Source organism: Lentzea sp. NPDC042327 (genome assembly GCF_040647275.1).
Classification (GTDB): Bacteria; Actinomycetota; Actinomycetes; order Mycobacteriales; family Pseudonocardiaceae; genus Lentzea.
In genome coordinates this window covers 111,450-130,825 of the sequence record NZ_JBEZBX010000001.1, presented here as the reverse complement: position 1 = coordinate 130,825, position 19,376 = coordinate 111,450, and the positions used below count along the sequence as shown (strand labels likewise).

Below are 19,376 nucleotides of genomic sequence, written 5' to 3'. Positions count from 1 at the left end.
TGTGCCTTGGCCACGGGATCCACGGATCCGCCCGCCCTCCTACCGCGACACCAGGAGGTCGCCCATGACCATCGCGTCGATGTTGATCCGGGAGAACGTCGCGACCGCGTCCTCGGGTGAGCAGACGATCGGCTCCCCCCGCGAGTTGAACGACGTGTTGAGCAGGACCGGAATGCCGGTGACCGCACGGAAGGCGTCGATCAACCGCCAGTAGAGCTCGTTGTCCTCGTGTCGCACCACCTGGACCCGGGCGGTGCCGTCGACGTGCGTCACCGCCCCGAGGCTTGAACGCCACTCCTCACGGACATCGACGGTCTCGATCATCCACAGGTACTCCTCGGGATCGTCGATCTCGAAGCACTGCTTCGCGTACTCGACCAGGACCGCCGGGGCGAGCGGCCGGAACTCCTCCCGTTGCTTGACCATCGAGTTGATCCGGTCCCTCATCTCGACGGTTCGCGGATCGGCGAGGATGCTGCGGTTGCCCAGCGCGCGCGGGCCGTACTCCATCCGGCCCTGGAAGAGCGCGACGACCTTTCCGTCGTTCAGGAGCGCGGCGGCCTCACCGACGAGGTCGTCGACTTCGAGCCGTCGCCAGCGCAGGCCGGCGCGTTCCACCGCGGTCTGGATGCGCTCCGAGGTGAAAGCCGGACCGAGGTAGGGCAGCCCGATGCGCGGGCGAACTCGTCTACGGGGCGCCTCGGTGCCCTCCTCGACCACCGCCAGCGCCGCACCCAGCGCCGTTCCGTCGTCGCCGGCCGCCGGTTGGACGAACTGCCGCCGGTACCTCCCGCTCTTGCGAATGGCCTGGTTGACGACGCAGTTCAGGGCCACGCCGCCGGCCAGGCACAGGTTCTCGCTCGACTGCTCGTCCTGGTGCGCCGCGAGGAAACCGACGACGGTCTCCTCCGTCACGGCCTGCAGCGCGGCGGCGATGTCGAGGTGGTGCTGATCGAGGCTCGCTCCCGGTTCCCGTGGTGGGCCGAGGACGGAGGCGAGGTGGTCCCGTGACTTCTGATAGGTGAAGCGCTCCTGCGGTGTTTCGTTCAGGTATGTCAGTGGCGTGCTGTAGCGGCCGTCGTCGTGGCGGAGCACGAGGGTGTCGAACGCCGAACGGAGTCGCCGCCGGTCCCCGTAGGGCGCCAGTCCCATGACCTTGTACTCGTCGAAGTTCATCCAGAAGCCCAGGTGCATGGTGACCAGCCCGTAGACGAGTCCGATGGAGTGCAGCCCGCCCACCTGGCCGCGCAGCCGCAGTCCCCGCGGTCCGCCGGTGTACAGCGAGGTGCTCTCGAACTCGCCCACCCCGTCGGCGACGAGGACATCGGCGGAGTCGAAGCCGGAACAGTGCAACGCGCTGGCGGCGTGGGCCTGGTGGTGCAAGACCGGGATGACCTTCAGGTCGTCGCTCCAGAGGTCCCTGGGAAATGCCGCGAACAGGTCGCGCTGGATGACCTCCGGCGCGTACACGTTCTGGTATTCCTCGATCGCGCCTTCGGATTCGAAGTACGTCTGGTACCGGCCGAAGTCGAAGTTGTGCGCGACCGCGCTCACGTCACGCGGAGAGATGCCCGCCGCGTCGAGCACGTACTCGATCGCGGCCCGTGGGAACTCCCCGGTTCCCTTGCGCCGCACGAAACGCTCCTCGGCCGCGGCGGCCACGATGCCGTCCTCGGTGACGAGAGCCGCTGCCGAGTCCGCCCCCTGGGCGAGCCGGTACACGCGCTCGCCCAGCCCCGGAAACGACTGCCGCATGTACGGCTGGCTCTGGCCCAGCCCACTGACTCCCAGGACATATGGCACGATTGCAGCTCCTCTTCGTCGACATCGCGGGTTGACATCGGTTTCTTCGCTCTCGATGAGCCTTGAGCAGAGGTTTCGCCGGCGTCAGGTCATCGCCACCGCGATCTGTCGTTGCCCCTCGTACGGTTCGCGTCCGTGAGCCGTCAGCATGTTGTCGATCATCAGCAGGTCGCCTTGCCGGTAGTCGAACCGCGTCGCCGCCTCGCGGTACTTCTCGCGGACGTGCGCGCACACCTCCGCGGGGATCTCCTCCCCGTCGCCGTAGACGGTGTTGTTGGGGAGGCCGTCCCTGCCGAAGAGCTGTTCGAGGACTCCGACGACCCGCTCGGGAAGGGTCGTCCAGTGGAAGAAGGCTATGTGGTTGAACCACAGTTCGTCGCCGCTTGCCGGATGGCGGTGAAGGGCCACCCGATCGGCGACGGTGCGGAGGGTCCCGTCGTTGTTCCAGTGCGTCCGGATGCCGTTCTCTCCGCAGTAGCGATCCACGGCTTCGCGGCTCGTGGTGCCGAACACCTCGCTCCACGGCAGGCCGATCTGCGGATGGTAGTTGCGGATGTGCCGCCAGCCACGCCGGCGGAACTCCTCGACGACGCCCGCGTCGAGCGAGGCGGTGACCTGGCGGACGTCGGCCAGCGGCGTCGCCCCGCCCGAGGCGGGAGGCTGCTGACAGAAGAAGAAGAGCCTGCTCGGCCAGGTCGCCTGGTAGGAGTTCTCGTTGTGGAAGAAGATCTCCTCCTCACGGGTGTACTCGGTCGACGTGTAGATCCCGGACTCGAGCTGCTTCCGCGGTGTGGAGCGTTCCGTGTAGGGCAGCGGTTCGCCGCCGAGCGCCTGAACCGCCTTCGCGAAGTCGGCCGTGGTATTGAGGGGAAATCCTCGGAACAGGACACGGCCGGCTGACCTCAGCCGCTCGTCGACGTACCGGGACTGCTCCTCGCTCAGCCCGGTGGTCAGGTCGCTGTCCAGATCGGACGGTGTGATCGGGGTGGCCGGCATCTTTCCCGTTATTCCCATGACACGCTCGACTTCCCACGTTCTGTGGTGCTGACCTGGGTGCTGATCCGGATGGAGCTCGGCAGTGCGTAGGACGGGAACGTCTCGCGCAGGTGTGCGAGGAGGTCTTCCTGGGTCGTCCCGCCGTCCCGGGTCACCACGGCCGAGCGGAGGCCGTGCACCTCGTCCGCCTGGACGGCGGCGCTCACCACCCCCGGGAAGGCGTTGAGGCGCGACTCGAGAGCGGCCAGGTTGATCCGGAAGCCCGCGACCTTCGCCTCCCGTCCGAGCCTGCCGAGGTAGGTGTAGGTCCCGTCGTGGTCGCGCCGCACGCGATCTCCGCTGCGGTAGCTGCGCTTGCCGGGCGGACCGGGGAACGGTCGCAACCGCCCGCGAGCCGTGACGTCGCCCGCTTCCGCTTCCGAGGCGGTGAGGTAACCCGTCGCGACCTGCACCCCGGTGATCACCAGCTCGCCCTCCTCGAACCCGTCCCCGGTCGGGGAAGGCGGTCCCTCGATGCTCAGCTCGACGCCAGGGGGAGCGGTCCCGATGGGAATCTCGTGACTGGTGCAGTCGGCGGGCACGGTGTAGCGGCAGCAGCCCACGGTCGCCTCGGAAGGGCCGTACTCGTTGACCACCAGCGTGTCGGGGAGGCTCTCGCGCCAGCGGGCGACACCGGGCCCGTACAGGGCCTCACCTCCGACCACCAGGACCGGTATCGAGCACCGGGCCCCACGCGCCTCCAGCAGCTCGCACAGCACGGTGACCTGGCTCGGCGTCATCTTCACGAAACTGGCGCCCTGCAGGATGCCGGGGTCGTTGGCGACGTGCAGCGGCCAGCGCAACGGATCGAGGACCTCCACCCGTCTGCCGTTCAGCAGCGGTCCGAGGAGGCTGGTGATCGTCAGGTCGAAGCCCAGCGAGGTGAACAGCGGCGCCCCCCACCCTCGGGTGCAGTCGTACTCGCGCATCGACCAGCCCAGGTAGGCCGTCACGGCGGACTCGGGTACGACGACTCCCTTCGGCTCGCCGCTGGTGCCCGAGGTGAAGATCATGTACGAGGTGTCCCTCGGGACCGTGGGGATGAGGCGGTGCGGGCCTGGGTCGCCGGCCAGGTCCCGCGGGCTGAGCCGGACGACGCCGTCGGTCGTCCCGCCGGCGGCCCCGAGGATGAAGTCGGCACCGCACAGACGGGCGATCCTGGCGGCGGTGCGGGGCGGCATGCGGAGATCGATCGGAGCGAAGGCGGCTCCGGTCATCAGGATCGCCACGACCTGGACGAGAGCGGTCGTGCTCGGCGCCGCCTGGATGGGCACGACGGCCCCCGGCTCGGCCCCGCGCCGGCGCAGGTGGATGGCGACCTCGCGTGCCTGCGACAGCAGTTGTGCGTGGGTGGTGACCACGCCCTGTTCCACGACCGCGGCGGCGGTGGAACCGGCCAGGCCTCCGACGAGGTTGTGCGCGAACGTGGTCATGGCCGCGCCAGTTCCATGCAGTCGACGGGATCGCCGGCGGCGACCAGCAGGCGACGCACACCCGAGTAGGGGTTGCGCGCGTGGCTGCGGCGCAGGTTGTCGACGACGATCGTGCGGTCCGGTTGCCAGGGCACGACTTCCTCCAGGTCGGAGCAGATTCCCATGACCTCGTCGACGACGGCGTCGGGAATCGGCCCGCCGTCCCCACGCCGGCACCCCTTGGGGAACTCGTGAGGCTCGTACAGCAGGCGGAGCGAATCGTAGAGGTCCTCGTCCAGCGCGCGAGGATGCCAATGCAGGATCTGTGCTGTCAGCGAGGGCCGGCCGGTGGCCGGGTCGAGGATGACAGCCGGTCGCCGCTGCTCGGTGGTGAGGACGCCGCCGCGCTCGTCCCACCTCCAGGTGGTGTCCTCCCGTTCGCAGGCGCGCTCGACGGCGGCGGGGTCAGTGGTGCGGTAGACCTGACGCCAGTCGAGCCCGAGGTCCATGCCCAGCCTGCGGACGTAGGTGACCCCGGTGGCGAGCACGTTCCTGGTCGCGCGGCTGAGTCGCGTGTAGACGGCTGTCATGTCCGCGGTCGGTGTCTGTCCACCGTCCCCGATCTCCTGGCATCCGAAGACGATCCGCCGGGGCCACCGGCGTGCGAACGTGTTCTCGTTGTGCCACAGCAGCTTTCTGGTCCGGGAGAACGGGGTCGGACTGTTGACCGTGCCCGTGGGGTCGTCATCGACGCCGGTGTGCTCCGGGTTGTCCCTGGTGAGCGGTCCACACGCCGCGGCGGCGAGTCGCTGGAAGGTCGCCACGTCCTGGCACAGCCCGTCGCCGTCGATGACGACAGCGCCGTCACGGCGGAGGTGCTCCGTGAGCGCCGCGGAGTTGTCGTGCCACCACACTTCCGGTGGACCGTCGAGCCTGAGATGCCGCATCGTCGGCCATCCTTTCGCCGTGTGCCGCCGCCGAGATGAGGTGCTGACGTGCCAGCCGCGCCAACCGCTCGACATCGGTGCTGTCGGCGGTGCCGCGTCGTGCGGTGACCGTCAGGTCGAGGCCGGTGTCGGTGACGGTCACGCCCACCGACAGCTGGTTGCGTGCCACCGGCAGGCGGATGGCGACGGGCCGCAGGTTGTGCAGGCGGTTCTGGTACCGGATGTGGCGGAAGTAGAACTTGACGGGGTGACCGTCGTGGCCGGTGGTCTCGCTGTCCGGACGGATTCCCCGCCGCGCGGCGGCGTCCAGCCGGTGCAGCACGGCCGTGTGGACGGTGGCGGCCGCGGCCGCACCGGACGTACCGCGGTCGACGGTGGCGATGTCCAGTTGGGACAGGTGGAATCCCATCGTGTCGGGGGACGTGCCGGCCAGCGGGCGGAGGTCCACGTCGATGTACGCCCTGATCGTCGCCGGCTCCGACCACACCGCCGCCGCGGCCGCCAGGTGCCCGACCGTCCAGGCGAACGGGGTGACCCCGGCTCGCCGCGCCGCGGCCGCGAGCCGCTCCCACACGCGGTCCTCGTTCGGGATGGTCAGGTGCAGTTGTGGGTCGGTCACGAGCGGGGCGTGGTCCTGCGTGGCGACGTGGTGCACCGAAGGGCTGACGCCGCCTTCCCCCGGCCCGGTGAGCCTGCGGTCGACCTCGGTCCAGAAGACCTCCTCCGAACGCGTGTCCCACACGATGTGGTGAGCCAGCACGAACAGCCGCGCGGCGTTTCCCCTGTCATCGGCCTGCGCGGCCAGGTGGACCAGCGGCCCGGTCGCGAGGGGGGTCGGCAGCCCGGTCAAGTGGGAGATGACGTCCGTGCGCGACCATTCCGCCGGGAACGTGAGGAACTCCGCGGGTGGCGTTGCCGTGGGCGACTCGAGCACCTTGTGCAGCAGACCGTGCTCGTCGACCGCGAACCGTGCCAGTTCCTCGGGGTGACCGGCCAGGACGGCGGTCATGGCGTCCGCCGCGTGGCGAAGGCCCACCCGCGTCCCCGTGCGCGGCTCCGCGGCTGCGAGGCACAGGTAGCGCCCCGGCAGTGCCGCCGCCTGCTCCTGGTACCACAGGCCGAACTCGGCTGCGGTGGCGGGCAGAACCGTTGCCATCTCAGCGTCTCCTCGCTTCGATGACGCAGCGCGTGATGGTGGCCAGCCGCGGTTCCTCGAAGACCTCGAGCAGCGGCAGCGTGACCTCGCACGTGGCTTCGACTGATCGCACCAGCCGGATGAAGGTGAACGAGTCGGCACCGCTTTCGAAGAGGTTGTCGTGTGGTGCCAGCGTCTTCGCGGAGGCCGGCGCGACGTCGCGCCAGCAGGCCTCGACCTCTTCCAGCACCTTCGGGTAGTCGATCGCCCTCATCGATCCGCCTCGTCCCGAGCACCGGCGGCGGGGGAGAGGAAGAGCCCGGCTTGCGGGTGCTCGATCTCCCGGCGTTCACCGGGCCGAATCACGACGTCGGCCATCGCCGAGCCTCCTCGTTGAGAACTGCTGTGGTCATGGCGGTGAGAGCGGCGTCGGCCTCGGCACGCACAGCACGTGCCAGCCCACCGTCGGAGCGGCCCGTGATGACGCAGGTGATGTCCTCGGCCAGAGCGCCGGTCCGGAAGTAGCACGCGAGGGCGTGGCGCGGGGGCGAGCCGACGGGCGGCGTGGCCGAGCTCGTCACGCCGTCGATCTCGACGGCCGGCGCGGGTACCTGGTCCTCCAGAACGACGACGACGTCGCCGACGGGTGCCCACGCCTGTCCCGGCCGTACGCTGCCGAATCCCGGCACCAGCGCCGCGAAGTCGACGGCTGCCAGCAGGTCGCGGTTGACCGCGTCGACGACGCGGGTGACGCCCTGGCAGGAGGCGTCGACCAGCAGGGGCACGTCGACCGCGTAGTTGCCGATCGAGCGCACCTGGTCCGGCGTCCGCGTCGAGACCGGCGTCTCGACGACGACCTGGTCCCGGTCCAGCACCCGGCCGACCGCGGTGGCGATCACCGTGATGAGAACGGCCGCCCGGCTCACCGACAGCTCGTCCGCGAGTTCCCTGACCGGCTGCGTCGGCAGTCGCCACTGGACGCTCGACGTTCCCGCGGCGGCATCGTTCGGGCGAAGCCGCTCGTCGTACGGCTGCGCCGCCACCTCACGCCTGACGGTGGACCAGTGCCCGGCCGCGGCCTGGAGGAGACGGGCATCCGGTCTCGCGGGGGGCAGCACGCACTGCGAGGACAGCGATGTCCGGTGTTCCGGTGTGCCGAGGCGGTGCTGCAACTCCGCCACCAGCAGTCCCATGCTCACTCCGTCGCACACCAGGTGGTGGGCAATCAGGTGGACGCCCACCGGTGCGGGCTCCGTGCGCGAGCGGACCAGCACGGCCCTGACCAGCTGATCCGCCCCGACGTCGAACGGCTGGTAGACGATGCCGTCCACCTCCGGCTGGGGAAAGGTGTCAGCGGATGCGGAGATCTGGAGCACGTCGACCCGCGCGACGCCTGCCGCGCGCACGACCCGTCGTGGGCGGTCGCGGCCGGGGACGTACTGGACCCTCAGCTGGGCCACGTCCTCCAGCAAGGCCGACAGCGCGTGCCGGAGGCGCTGCTCGGTGACGGCCGCACGTGTGGTGAACCCCCCGACGACGTTCAGCGCACCGTCGCCGGGAAAGAGCTGACTCCACACCCAGATCGGCCGTTCGGTGGAGGTCAGCTCGTCATCGGGGGCCAGAAGGGGAGCGGTCGGCGCGGAGCGCGGAGCCTGACGACGGGTGCGGTCCACCACACCGGCGATCCCGGCGACCGTGGGGTGGGCCAGGTAGTCGCGGATCGTCAGCCTGACTCCCAGCTCGCGCTCCAGGTGGGCGCTCAGCTCGAGTGCCAGGAGGGAGTGCCCGCCGCTGGCGAAGAAGTCGGTCGAGGGTGTCGCGGGCACGCGGGGCAGTACCCGCTCGAACGCCTCGGCGACCGCCTTCACCGTCGTCTCGTCCGCCGTCACCTCCACCTGTCCGTCGCCGGGGCCGGTCACCTCCAGAGACCGGTAGTCGACCTTCCCCGAGTGCAGGCGCGGCAGCTGCGGGCAGATCATCACCCGGTCGGGAACGAGGCGGACCTCCATCGTCTCGGCGATCTGCGTCAGGACCGCGTCACGGTCGAGGCTGCCGTCGGAGGGCACGACCCAGACGTGGATCAGCACCTGGCCGTCCGCCTCGTCGGCTCGAGCGGCCGCCTGCCCCACGGCGGGGAGCGCGTGGAGCACCGCCTCCACCTGGTCGAGGTTGATCCGCACACCGCGTCGTTTCACGGTCCGGTCACGCCGTCCCGACAACCGCAGACGACCGCGGTCGTCCAGATGGCCGAGATCCCCCGTCCGGAAGAGCGGGACGCCGCGAGGTGCCGGAAAGGCGACGAGCGAGCCGGCCTCCTCCGACCCGTATCCGCGACACAGGTACGGAGACTCCACCACGATCTCGCCGGGGTGTCGGGCCGAGGAGCCGGTGTGGTCGTCCAACGGCTCGATGGACAGCGTCCGTCCCGCGATCGCGGCACCGACCGGGATGTCGCCCGAGTCGGCGTCCTCCGCCGTGACCTGGTGCCAGGTCAGCAGAATGCACTCCGAAGGGCCGTACTCGTTGTGCAGCCTGACCGTGGTCCCGCTGAGCTCCGCGGCGTCGAAGACCTGCCGTGCCACTCGCGGGTCCAACCGCTCGCCGGCGCACATCACCTCCGTCAGGGACGGCGGCCACGACGCCTCGGGCCGCACCGCGGCGGACGCCACCCGCCTCAGGATCGACGGCGTGGTCTCGAAGTGGGTGATGCGTTCCTCGCTCAGCCACCGCAGCACCGCGTCCCCGTCACCGCGGATGGACATCGGCGCGACAACGCCCACCGCACCACTGGCCAGGGCCGGGATCAGCTCGCAGTAGTGGGCGTCGTAGGTGGGGGCCGCCCACACCGCCAGGCGGTGGCCGGGCGCGAGGCCGTACCTGGCGATGAACTCCACGCAGTACTGCTCGATCGCCGCCCGGCTCATCTCGATCAGCTTCGGTTCCGCCGTCGTGCCGGAAGTCCGGACGCAGTACGCGGCCGCCCGAGGTGTCCGCATCGCCATGCGTTCGCTGTGTTCGAGCACGGCGTGGTCGTCCCATTGCCGGGCGAGCTCACTCAGGTCCCGCCCGGTGACGGTGACCGGTTCGTTCGTCGGGTTCGCGGGTGTGGTGCGGGCGGATGAGCCGGTCAGGAGGACCACGTCGGCGCCGAACTGGTCGATGAGCTGCCGCCGCACGGCGTCGCTTTCCTGGTCATCGACGACCATGAAGGTCCGCCCCGTCCAGAAGCACGCCGCGATCAACGCGCTGACCTCGATCGACGCCGCGCCGACGATGACGACCCGTTCCGCGTGCCGTAGACCGAAGAACTCATCGCACGTGCAGGCGAGGGCACCGAGATCGGCGTAGGACAGGACGGTTCCGGTGCTGTCCACCAAAGCCGTCTCGGCCGCTCCACGACGGACGCGGTCTGCCAAGACCGTCGCCAGGGCTGCCCGTCCGTCCGCACCAGAGCTGATCATGATCGCTTCTCCCCGGTCACGCGGCGGCGTCCGTCATCGTCAGCACGAACTCGTTCATGCTGGCCGCGGACAGGAGGTCGTCCAGGGAAACGTCGTATCCGGCCTCCCGCAGTCCTCCCAGCAAGGAAAGAATTCCCAGCGAGTCGAGACCGAGACCGAACACGTCCACGGCCATGTCCGTCAGCTCGCGACCAGTCACCACGCGGAACTCCTGTTCAAGAACTTTGCGTGCCTGCATCGTCAGCCTCCTTTGTCGCATGCCCGGGGTCAGCGTGCTCTGCGGTCCAGTGCGTCCGTCACCGTGCTGATCTGTTGCTCGATGATTTCGGGATAGTCGGCCATCAGCCGTCTTAGTGCCGAATGGTCTTTCTCGTGCTTCGCGCCGAACACCGCCACGGGCAGAGCGGAATAGAAACGGAGGACCGTGCTGTACCGCTCGGCGACGTGGCGTTGCCACAAGTCATCGCCGAGCAACGCGCGCAACCGCTCGGACATCAGTCTGCTGTGCTCGAACAGCGCCCGCGGGGCGTGCAGGTCGAGCCCCGGGTCATCGGGCGGCGTGCCCAAGAGCTCGTCCCGGTACGCCTCCAACGCCGCCACGCCGTACAGGCGGTCGTCCGGCATGATCAGCCCCTGTGCGGCCCGGCCAGGGTTCCCGGAAGCGAGGAAGAGCTCGAGTTCGGCGACCACGAACTGCGGATCGAACCGGTAGGACGCCAGCGGGTCGAACTTGAAGAGGATGAACGCTCGCGACCACGGGTGGTCCGCGTTCGCACAGGACTCGTAGGCGGCGTCGAGCTCTCTCCAGGAAATCTGGGTCGTGTCGAACCGAATCGCCTCGTCGTAACCCAGTAGATGCGCGATCTCCGCATCACTGTCTGATCCGTGGACGAGAACGTCATGATGACGAGCACTTCGCCCATGCGCCGGTCGCCGCGGAACGAAGAACTCGTCGACGAACGCGTACACGTACCAACCGTCGAGGAGCTGTGCGTGCACGAACTGCGCGAAGCTGCGGCCGATCCACCGCTGCATCCACTCACGGTCGGCTCTGATCGTGCGCAAGTGCGGATTGGCTGCGAAATCGCAGGAGTAGAAGCACAGCGATGGGGACTCCATCGGGTGTTCGTCGTAGGCCAGGTGTATGAAGTTCGAGAGAATCCAGTCACGGTTCTCGGGGACATGCGCCTCGACGATGGAGACCGGGTACGCATACGGCTGGTACGCCCGGATGCTGGGGTTCGTCGTCACCGGCAAAATCGCGCGTTGACGCCGCACACCCTCGACGTGGTCGGCCGCTGCGCTGCTCACCGGTATTGCCCAACCGCCCACGCGCGCTCGGCCGGTCCCTCGACTCGGCTGACGGCGACCGAGTCGGACATGTACTCGAGCGGGGTGACGACGTCGTCGCGGACCGCCTCGTCCCACGCGGTCGTCGGGCCGATTCCCCACTTGAACCAAGGGGTCAGGTCGTCGACCACGATCGTGGCGCCCGGTTTGGCCAGCCGGCGGGCGTTCGCGATGTCCGCCTTCGCGCACGGGTAGTCGTGGCCCCCGTCGATGAAGACGAGGTCGAAACCCTCCGAGGACGGGGGTATCTGGAAGGCCGGGACCGTCTGCGTGGAGTCGCCGTAGACGAGCTGGTGGCGATCCGGGTAACGGGAGTCGATGAACTCCTTCGCCGATTTGACGGTGGCCTCGGTGTTGATTTCGAAGGAGGTGACCTTCGCCTGGGGGGAGCTTTCGAGGAAGGCGATGCTCGAATAGCCGATGTTGAAACCCACCTCGGCTATGGAGGTGGCCTTCCGGGCTCTCGCCAGGTACATGAGGTACAGGACCTGGGCCAAGCAGCTGATTCCGTCGTCCAGTGCGTTTCCCGGCCCCTGTGCGCACTGGAAGACTTCCTCCATGAGCGCGTTGATGCGTGCTCGGTCGCTGGCTCCCGAATCGGGAAAAAGGGCGGACTTGAGTCCTGCTGAAGGCATCGACATGTCCATGTGGCAATGTTGTCTTTCTCGATCTTTTGCTGTCAACACTTCGGCTTCGACGTGCCGGGCGTGCGCTTACCGGAATTGTCCGACTGCCCACGCACGTGCGATCGGCCCGCGAATCCGGCTGACGGCGACCGCGTTGGACACGTGCTCGAGCGGGGTGACGACGTCGTCTTGGACCGCCTCGTCCCACGCGGTCGTCGGGCCGATTCCCCACTTGAACCAGGGGGTCATGCTGTTGACCACGATCGTCGCGCCCGGCTTGGCCAGCCGGCGGGCGTTCGCGATGTCCGCCTTCACCGACGGGTACTCGTGGGCGCCGTCGATGAAGACGAGGTCGAAACCATCTGATGTCGGGGGAGCTTGGAAGGCCGGTACCGTCTGCGTGGAGTCTCCGTAGACCAGCTGGTGGCGACCTGGGTAACGGGAGTCGATGAACTCCTTCGCCGACTTGGCCGGTGTCTCGTCGTGAATTTCGAAGGACGTGACCTGTGCGGCGGGTGAGCTCTCCAGGAAGGCGATGCTCGAAAAGCCGATGCTGAAACCTATCTCGGCTATGCGGGTGGCCTTCCGGGCTCTCGCCAGGTACATCAGGTACAGGACCTGGGACAGGTTGCTGACCCGGTCGTCCAAGGTGTTCGGGGGGTCTTCTGCGCGTCGGAATACGTCTTCCATGAGCGACCGGATGCGGGATTGATCGCTGACTCCGGAATCGGAGAACAAGGCGGACTTGAGTCCTGCCGCAGGAATCGACATATCCATGGCGCAATGCTGTCCGCCGAAATCCGCCACTGTCAACGCCGTGGTGCGAGGTGCGGAACGTCGCGGTGAGTTTGTTGTCCTGCTGGCAGGACCACGAACCGCGGTACCCGGGTGACGGGTTGCCGATCGAGCCCGCGGCCGCCTGCCGACACGTGCGCCGGCAGGCAGAGGCTGGTCACATCACGGAGGTGGCCTGTGCCGACTGGTCGGTGCCGGTCGGCTGCCGGCGTTCGGCGAGCAGTGCCGCGATGGCGATCAGGCCTATCAGCGCGATGGAGGCTCCCACGCCGATGACCCACCGCGGGCCGAACCACTCCGCCAGCACGCCGCTCGCGAGCATGGCGACGAGCGACACCCCGGCGTAGATGGCCCCGGTCGTGCCCACGATCCGGCCGCGCAGCGAGAGCGGCGTGCTGAGCAGCAGCCAGGTCTGCCCGCCCACCCACGAGATGGTGAAGGGAAGGCCGGAGACGACGAAGACGATCAACGCCAGCGGGAGCGACGGCCAGATCATCAGCACCACGATCGCGGCGTTGGAGACGGCGGCGCCGAGCAGGACGGGAAGGCGGTACCCCAGCCGGCGGACCACCGTGCCGATCATCGGGCCCGCGATCAGGGCCGAGACCGCGAACAAGCTGTTGACCAAGCCCATCTGCCCGGAGGTGGCACCGATCACGCCCAGCATGAGCACCGGGAACAGGGAGGACAGCGGCGCCTCCCTGATCGCGTCGAGGACTTGCAGGAGCACCAGGCCCCGGACGCGACGGCTGCGCCGGACGATCGCCAGGTACCCGTCGCCGTCGCCTTCCGTGCTTCCCGTGCCTTCCTCCGGCGCGTCGCCGGCAGTCGGCGTCTTCCGCCCTGACCCCCGCAGGAGCAGGCTGAGCAGTGTGGACAGCAGCATCAGCGCCGTCACCCCGATGACCGTCCAGCGGAAGCCGGCCCATCCCATCGTGAACCCGCCGAGCGCGGGCCCCACCAGCCTGGTGGCGTTGGAGGCGAACGAGTTCAGGCCGTTGGCCTCGACCAGGTCCTCGGCGGTGACGTAGTCGGCGATGAGGACCTGCTCGGCCGGGATGTAGAGCTGCTGGATGGCAGCCTGGGCGAACACCGCGCAGAGGAGGCCGATCGGCGAGTCGGCGACCGCGAAGACGGTCAGCAGTACCAGCACCCGCAGGAAGAGCGCGATCCGCATGATCCGCAGGGGTGTGCCCCAGCGATCTGTGACCGTCCCGGCCAGGTGCCCGAAGGCCACCCCGGCCACGGTCGGGGTGGCCGCGAGCAAGGCCGTCCAGATCGGCGAGCCGGTGAGTTGGTAGAGGTGGACGCTCAAGGCGATGCCCACGCCCGCTCCCACCAACGACGAGACCAGGTTGACGACCAGCAACATCCCGAACTGGGGATTCCTCATCAGGAACCCGAGCGGTTCGACCCCCTTGTTGACGGGCACTGGGTCGCTCCTCTCGGAAGGGTGGCCACATCAGCCATACGCGAAGACGTAATCGTGCCCCGGGCATGACGTCAAGGTATGTCTCTCCTTTGTTGACCACGGCAGACGCCTGCGCTAGAACTGGTTGAACCAGATGGCAAAACCATCAATTCTTGCACTTCGTGAACGCGCCTGGGAAGTGATATGTCAGCCGTCAAACTCACCCTGCGATCGTCGGTGCCCGTGCATTTCTCCGCCGAGACCACCCGGCAGGGGCCGCTGACCACAGGCCAGATCAACATTCTGAAGTGGATCAAAGATTTCGAGTCGCGAGAGGGCCAGCCGTACCCTGTCGTGACGTGTGCGGTCAGCTTGAGTGAGACGGCGAGCGTGGAAGACGTCACCGACGGTCTTGCGCTCCTGATCGCCCGCCATGAGGTGCTGCGGACGTCCTTCGTCACCGGACCGCCGCCATGTCAGCGCGTCTCCTCCGCCGGCACGGTGATGGTCGACATCTGTTCGCTGGACGACGACCGAGCCGACCAGTCTGACGTCGAGGCCGAGCTCGCCGAGCACTTGGCGAGCACAACTCCGCACCGGCCCGCGGGGGAGCGGCTGGCCGGCCACCAGCTGCGAGTCGCCCTGGCCACCAGCGCTGACGTGGTGCGGGCGGTCCTCGTCGAGTTCTCGCACATGGCGGTGGACAGGGCCGGCGCGCAGATCCTCCAGCGTGAGCTGGCTGAACTCATCAGCGATCCCGCGGCCCGGGTCGTGGGACCGCCTCGCCATCATCCGCTGGACCAGGCGGAACTCGAACGCTCCGAGCGTGAACGCGCGAAACGTCGCAGAACGCTGGAGTACTGGAGCGGCAAGCTCGCCGTGATGCCCTCACCTCTCTACCTGACGCCTTCCGCGCGGCCCGAACTCGCGCAGGCGAACGCTGACGACACGGTGGGCGTCTCCATGTCGTCACCGGCCGCCGCACTGGCCGCGCGGAGCGTGAGCGCACGCACGCGAACCAGCCGGTCCAGTGTTCTGCTTGCCGCGGTGTGCGCCGTGCTTTCCGTGCGCACCGGCTATCGCGAGATAGTGTTCCCGGTGATGCCCTCGAACCGTTTTGAGCGCCACCTCTACGACTACGTCGGCACGCTCGCCCAAACAGGAATCGCCGCCATCGACGTCGGCTTCGCGAGCTTCGACCAAGTGGTGAGAAACGCGTGGGGTGGCATGCTGAAGGGGTGCATGCACGGCGTTTACGATGCCTATGAGCTCGCAGAAATCGGCGACGGGATAGCGCACGAACGCGGTGTTTTCTTCTGCTTCGACGCCATCTACAACTGCAGTGTCGTCGAAAGCGGTGTGGCTGTGGAGGAACGTCCACCGTCACCGGAGCACCTGACCGCCTTGCTGAACCGGACCCGGCTGCGTCACCACCCCATGCCATTCCGCCTGGCGACACCCGTCCGGTTCGACGTCTCCAAGTTGGACGACGAGGTGGAGCTGTGTGGCTGGAGTTCCGACCTCGGCCGGGTGCCGGTGGAACACCTGACGTCGTTGCTGCAGGCCGTCGAGCGTCTCCTGGTGGCGGCATCCGGTGGCGACCTCGATCACGAGGGCATCGTCGACGCCCTTCGGCTGGAGCCGGTCCGCCGGGACTCGACCTGGGTCAAGACCGATGTCCAGTGGGTCGACCTGGCTGAGGTCCAGCGACTCCTCGATGACGCGTTCGCACCGGCCGGGGCGCGTATTTTCGCGCAGGTGGCCGATGAACCGCTGGTGGCGTACGTCGAGGCCGCTGACTCCGTCCGGACGCCGGAGCAAGCTCACGCGCGGTGCATGGCCGTGCTACCGGCACACCCGTCAGCGACGACGCCGCGCCGTTACGTCGTCTGCGCGGCGGTTCCGGCCGGCGTCGACAACCCCATCGGCTGGCCGGCGATCAGCGCGGGGTCCGGGAGGAGCGGGCTGCCGGACGCTCAAAGCCAGTCCCACGAGGCGCCGCTGCGCAGTCGATAGCCGCCCTGAAGGTCCGGCGCGATGCCGGAGCCGTACCGCTGGGTGATGTCAAAGGCCTCGCCACGGGCTGCCTCCGCGGCCCGTGGATGTCCCAGACCCGTCTCCACGTGGGCCTTGAACTCGAGGAACCTGGCACGGAGCACCGGAGCCGGACCGGTCTCACCGAAGGTCGTCAGCGCTTCGCCGATCAGGGTGGCGGCGCGGTCCCAGTCCCCGACGACAACGCAGAACTCGACGAATGACAGCAGGACCCGTGCACTGTCGAGACCGCCGGCCGTGCCACGCGACAGCGTGAGCGCGGCAGACAGGGCGGCCTGCGCGGACTCGTGGTGCCCACGGCGAGTCATGAGTGAGCCGAGAGCGGCCGACGCGTGCGCCTCGCCCACCGTGTCACCGCATTCCCGCGCCCGTGCCAGCACCCTGACGAACGACTCCTCGGCGTCCCGCCAGTTCCCCGTGCGGAGGTGGAAGGTGCCGAGCCGGTGCTCGACCCGTGCGGCTGTGCGCGGCGCCTGCGTGGTGCTCTTGGCAACCGCCTGGTCGAGGAACAGCCTGGCGTCGTCCCAGAGTCCCCTGTCCATGTGAATCTGCGCCATGTCGCCCAGCACGTCGACCTCACCCACCTGGTCACCGGCAGACCGGTGGTCGGCCAGAGCCCGCCGGTAGCCCAGCAGCGCCCGGTCGAACCGACCGGCCATTCGGTCAGCGAACGCGAGCGCACCGAGAGCCCGTGCTCGGCCGGGCACATCGCCGAGTCCCTCGTAGAGGCGGAGGGCGGACCCGAGACTGGACGTCGCGTCCTTCACGCCGCCGTTGAGGGTCATCATCCCCAGCGAGTACAGCAACGCGGCCTCACCGCGCTCGTTGCCCGTCCGTCTGACGGCGTTGAGCGCTGTCTCGTGCGTGTACAGCCAGTCCTCGACCCGGTGATCGGACTCGAACAGCGCGACCAGGGCGACAGCCAGCCCCCAGCACACCTCGTCCAGCCCGAGATGAGCTGCTTGCGACACGGCGAGAACCAGTGCCGCGCTCTCCAGCCGGAGCCAGCCGAGCGGGTCCACCAGGAGTTGATCGCGCACACCCGCCGGCAGCGTCCACGACCGCGCGGCACAGCGTGGCCCGTCACTGCCGTGGACGCGGCGGTGAGCGTCGACGGCCAGAGAGAGCCAGCAGTGCGACAGCCGGGACAGTGCGGCACGGCGCTCGCTCGGCACCTCGTCCACGGCCAGCCGCTCCAGGGAGAAGATGCGCACCAGGGCGTGCAGCCGGAACCGGTATCGGCCCGTGTCGTCCGCCTTCACCTCGACGAGGCGAGCCGCGGCGAGCTCGTCGAGGAGGTCGGCCGCGGAATCACCGTCGGCATCGAGCAACGGAGCGCACACCCAGGACGCGAAGTCCACCGGGCCGAGGAGCCCGAGCCTGGTGAACAGCTGCCGCGCACCCCGGCTGAGGCCGCTGCAGGAGGAAGCGATCGTCGCCCGGACGCTCATGTCGCCGAGGGTCAGCTCGTCAAGTCGCCGGGTTTCGTCCTTCAGACGGGAGACCATCTGCCTGATGCTCCAGTGCGGCCACTTCACGAGCTTGGCGGCCACGATCCGGACGGCAAGTGGCAGGCACTCGCACAGCCTGACCAGTTCGAGTGCCATGTCGGACTCGGCGGCCACGCGCTCGGGGCGGACCATCTTGCCGAGCAGTTCGACGCAGGCCGCCTCATCCAGGTTCTCGACGTGAACGTGCACGGCGCCGGGCAGGCTGGTGAGGGGGTAGCGACTCGTGACGATCACACAGCAGTTGGCGTTTCCCGGCATCAGCGTCGTGACGATGGCCGCGCTGTCGGCGTCGTCGAGCAGGAGCAGGACCTTGCGGTCGCCGAGCCAACTGCGGTAGACGGCCTTCCGGTGTTCGAGGTCCTCAGGAAGTGCCGCGGGGTGGAAGCCGAGTGAGCCGAGCAGCTTGGCCAGCACGTCCAGCGGGTCGCTGCGATGGCCGTCGCCGCCGGGGAGCTGAACGAAGATCGCGCCTTCGTCGTACAGGTGGTGGACGGCGTGCGCCACGTGAAGGGCCAGGGTCGTCTTGCCGACGCCTCCGTTGCCGTTGAGGCACACGACAGGCATGTATCGCCTGCCTTCCGCGGAACCCGATCCGGAAAGCTTCGCGACGATGGCGTCGACCACTTCCTCCCGGCCGGTGAAGTCGGCGACAGTCGGCGGGAGCTGCCGGGGGACGATGGCGTGAAAGTTGCCGGTGGTTTTCGGTCCAGAAGCAGTCCGGGGTGTGACCGACAGCGGATCGACCCGTCTCAGGAAGGACTTGTGCAGCCTGTGCAGCCGGTCGGATGGCTCCAGTCCGAGTTCTTCCCTGAGGGTGTCCCTGATTTCTTGGAACGACTCAAGGGCGTCCGCTTGCCGGTCAGACCGGTGCAGGGCGACCATGTGGAGCGCTCTCAGTGACTCGCGCAGCGGGTGAGCCCGGACGAGCTCACTCAACTCGGCGACGAGCTCGTGATGCCTGTCGAGTTCGAACTCCAGCTCGATGCACTCCTCGGTGGTCCTGATCTGTTCTTCTTCAAGCCGGATCGCCATTGTTCTGACCACCGCGCTCTCGACGTCCGCGGCCACCGCCGGGCCGCGCCAGAGCGCGAGCGCGGCACGCAGCTCAGCTGCCGCGTCCCTGATCTTCCCGGCGGCAGCCAGTTCTCGGCCGGAACTGACCATCCGGCGGAACGCGGTGGAGTCGAGCGAACCGGCGGGAAGATGGATCGTGTAGCCCATCAGGCTGGTGGCGATCGCATGGTCGTCACCGAATTTTCGCAGCTCACGCCGCAAAGCGGAGATGCAGGTGTGGATCTGTCCCTTGGCGGTGACGGGTGGATCCTCTCCCCATATCCCCTCGGTGATCCGGTCGAGCGATACGAGGCTTCCTTCCTGCATGAGGAGCATCGCCAACACGGTTCGCTGGCGGCCGTTCGGAAACTGCAAAGAAATTTGGCCGAGGGAGACGTCGAGCGAACCGAGGATCCTGAAATGCATGACACGAAGCCATTTCGACGTGATGGACGCGAGGTGGAGGGTCCGCGTCGTGGCGGACGATCCCGTGGTCGCTCGACAGGCGCGAGGCCCCGTTGGTCGTGGTCCGTCAGCGGGCGGTGGAGCACGGGGACCATCGCCGACGCGGTACCCAGACGGCGTCCACCGGACGTTCGACGGACACCACGCGGTCGGGTTCGAGTGACGACCCGGAGAGGATCATCCTCTGTCGAGGCGCGAACGACGGTCGGTCGACCGCGCCGATGACCTCCGGTGGGCCAAGAATGCGGAACCGCATAGGCTGCTCCTTCTCACCGCAAATTCCGGCCAACACCCGGGTTACGCCGTTCGGCGTGCCG

Annotated in this window: 14 protein-coding genes; 1 reads left to right on the top strand and 13 read right to left on the bottom strand. The window is 68.4% G+C overall.

Translation table 11 applies throughout. The features are described from left to right. Positions 1-39: 39 nt before the first annotated feature. The 12 genes from AB0A63_RS00475 to AB0A63_RS00420 form a co-directional block, all read right to left on the bottom strand. The gene (locus tag AB0A63_RS00475; protein ID WP_360383534.1) at positions 40-1,803 is read right to left on the bottom strand and encodes a carbamoyltransferase C-terminal domain-containing protein; all 1,764 of its coding nucleotides are present in this window, start codon (positions 1,801-1,803) and stop codon (positions 40-42) included. 84 nt (positions 1,804-1,887) lie between these two features. Continuing rightward, positions 1,888-2,799, bottom strand: a complete 912-nt coding sequence (locus tag AB0A63_RS00470) for a TauD/TfdA family dioxygenase (RefSeq protein WP_360383531.1) — start codon at positions 2,797-2,799, stop codon at positions 1,888-1,890. A gap of 8 nt (positions 2,800-2,807) precedes the next feature. Next, positions 2,808-4,271 carry an AMP-binding protein gene (locus tag AB0A63_RS00465; RefSeq protein WP_360383528.1) on the bottom strand — a complete coding sequence of 488 codons (1,464 nt, stop codon included), beginning with the start codon at positions 4,269-4,271 and terminating at the stop codon, positions 2,808-2,810. Then, positions 4,268-5,197 carry a TauD/TfdA family dioxygenase gene (locus tag AB0A63_RS00460; protein ID WP_360383525.1) on the bottom strand — a complete coding sequence of 310 codons (930 nt, stop codon included), beginning with the start codon at positions 5,195-5,197 and terminating at the stop codon, positions 4,268-4,270. The genes AB0A63_RS00465 and AB0A63_RS00460 overlap by 4 nt, the downstream gene beginning before the upstream one ends. Next, the gene (locus tag AB0A63_RS00455; RefSeq protein WP_360383522.1) at positions 5,115-6,353 is read right to left on the bottom strand and encodes a hypothetical protein; all 1,239 of its coding nucleotides are present in this window, start codon (positions 6,351-6,353) and stop codon (positions 5,115-5,117) included. The genes AB0A63_RS00460 and AB0A63_RS00455 overlap by 83 nt, the downstream gene beginning before the upstream one ends. Before the next feature lies 1 nt (position 6,354). Continuing rightward, positions 6,355-6,606 carry an acyl carrier protein gene (locus AB0A63_RS00450; RefSeq protein WP_360383519.1) on the bottom strand — a complete coding sequence of 84 codons (252 nt, stop codon included), beginning with the start codon at positions 6,604-6,606 and terminating at the stop codon, positions 6,355-6,357. Between the two features lie 88 nt (positions 6,607-6,694). After that, positions 6,695-9,793 (bottom strand): AMP-binding protein, encoded by a 3,099-nt coding sequence (locus tag AB0A63_RS00445; protein WP_360383516.1) that lies wholly within the window; start codon positions 9,791-9,793, stop codon positions 6,695-6,697. Between the two features lie 16 nt (positions 9,794-9,809). Beyond that, positions 9,810-10,031, bottom strand: a complete 222-nt coding sequence (locus tag AB0A63_RS00440) for a phosphopantetheine-binding protein (protein WP_360383513.1) — start codon at positions 10,029-10,031, stop codon at positions 9,810-9,812. 29 nt (positions 10,032-10,060) lie between these two features. Then, complete coding sequence (locus AB0A63_RS00435) at positions 10,061-11,104, bottom strand: hypothetical protein (RefSeq protein WP_360383510.1); 1,044 nt, start codon at positions 11,102-11,104, stop codon at positions 10,061-10,063. Further along, positions 11,101-11,790, bottom strand: a complete 690-nt coding sequence (locus AB0A63_RS00430) for a class I SAM-dependent methyltransferase (protein ID WP_360383507.1) — start codon at positions 11,788-11,790, stop codon at positions 11,101-11,103. Before AB0A63_RS00430 ends, AB0A63_RS00435 begins: the two co-directional genes overlap by 4 nt. Before the next feature lie 66 nt (positions 11,791-11,856). Beyond that, entirely contained in the window at positions 11,857-12,576 is a 720-nt protein-coding gene (locus AB0A63_RS00425; RefSeq protein WP_360383504.1) for a class I SAM-dependent methyltransferase, read from the bottom strand. A 145-nt stretch (positions 12,577-12,721) separates the two neighbouring features. Next, positions 12,722-13,996, bottom strand: coding sequence for an MFS transporter (locus AB0A63_RS00420; RefSeq protein ID WP_360383501.1), 1,275 nt, complete (start codon positions 13,994-13,996; stop codon positions 12,722-12,724). A gap of 222 nt (positions 13,997-14,218) precedes the next feature. Between AB0A63_RS00420 and AB0A63_RS00415 the strand changes: the two genes are divergently transcribed. Continuing rightward, positions 14,219-15,991, top strand: a complete 1,773-nt coding sequence (locus AB0A63_RS00415) for a condensation domain-containing protein (protein WP_360383498.1) — start codon at positions 14,219-14,221, stop codon at positions 15,989-15,991. Here AB0A63_RS00415 and AB0A63_RS00410 read toward each other — a convergent pair. Then, a complete protein-coding gene (locus AB0A63_RS00410) occupies positions 15,952-19,020 on the bottom strand; it encodes a BTAD domain-containing putative transcriptional regulator (RefSeq protein WP_360383495.1) in 3,069 nt (1,022 codons plus the stop codon). The two genes, AB0A63_RS00415 and AB0A63_RS00410, sit on opposite strands and share 40 nt — an antisense overlap. Between the last annotated feature and the right edge of the window lie 356 nt (positions 19,021-19,376).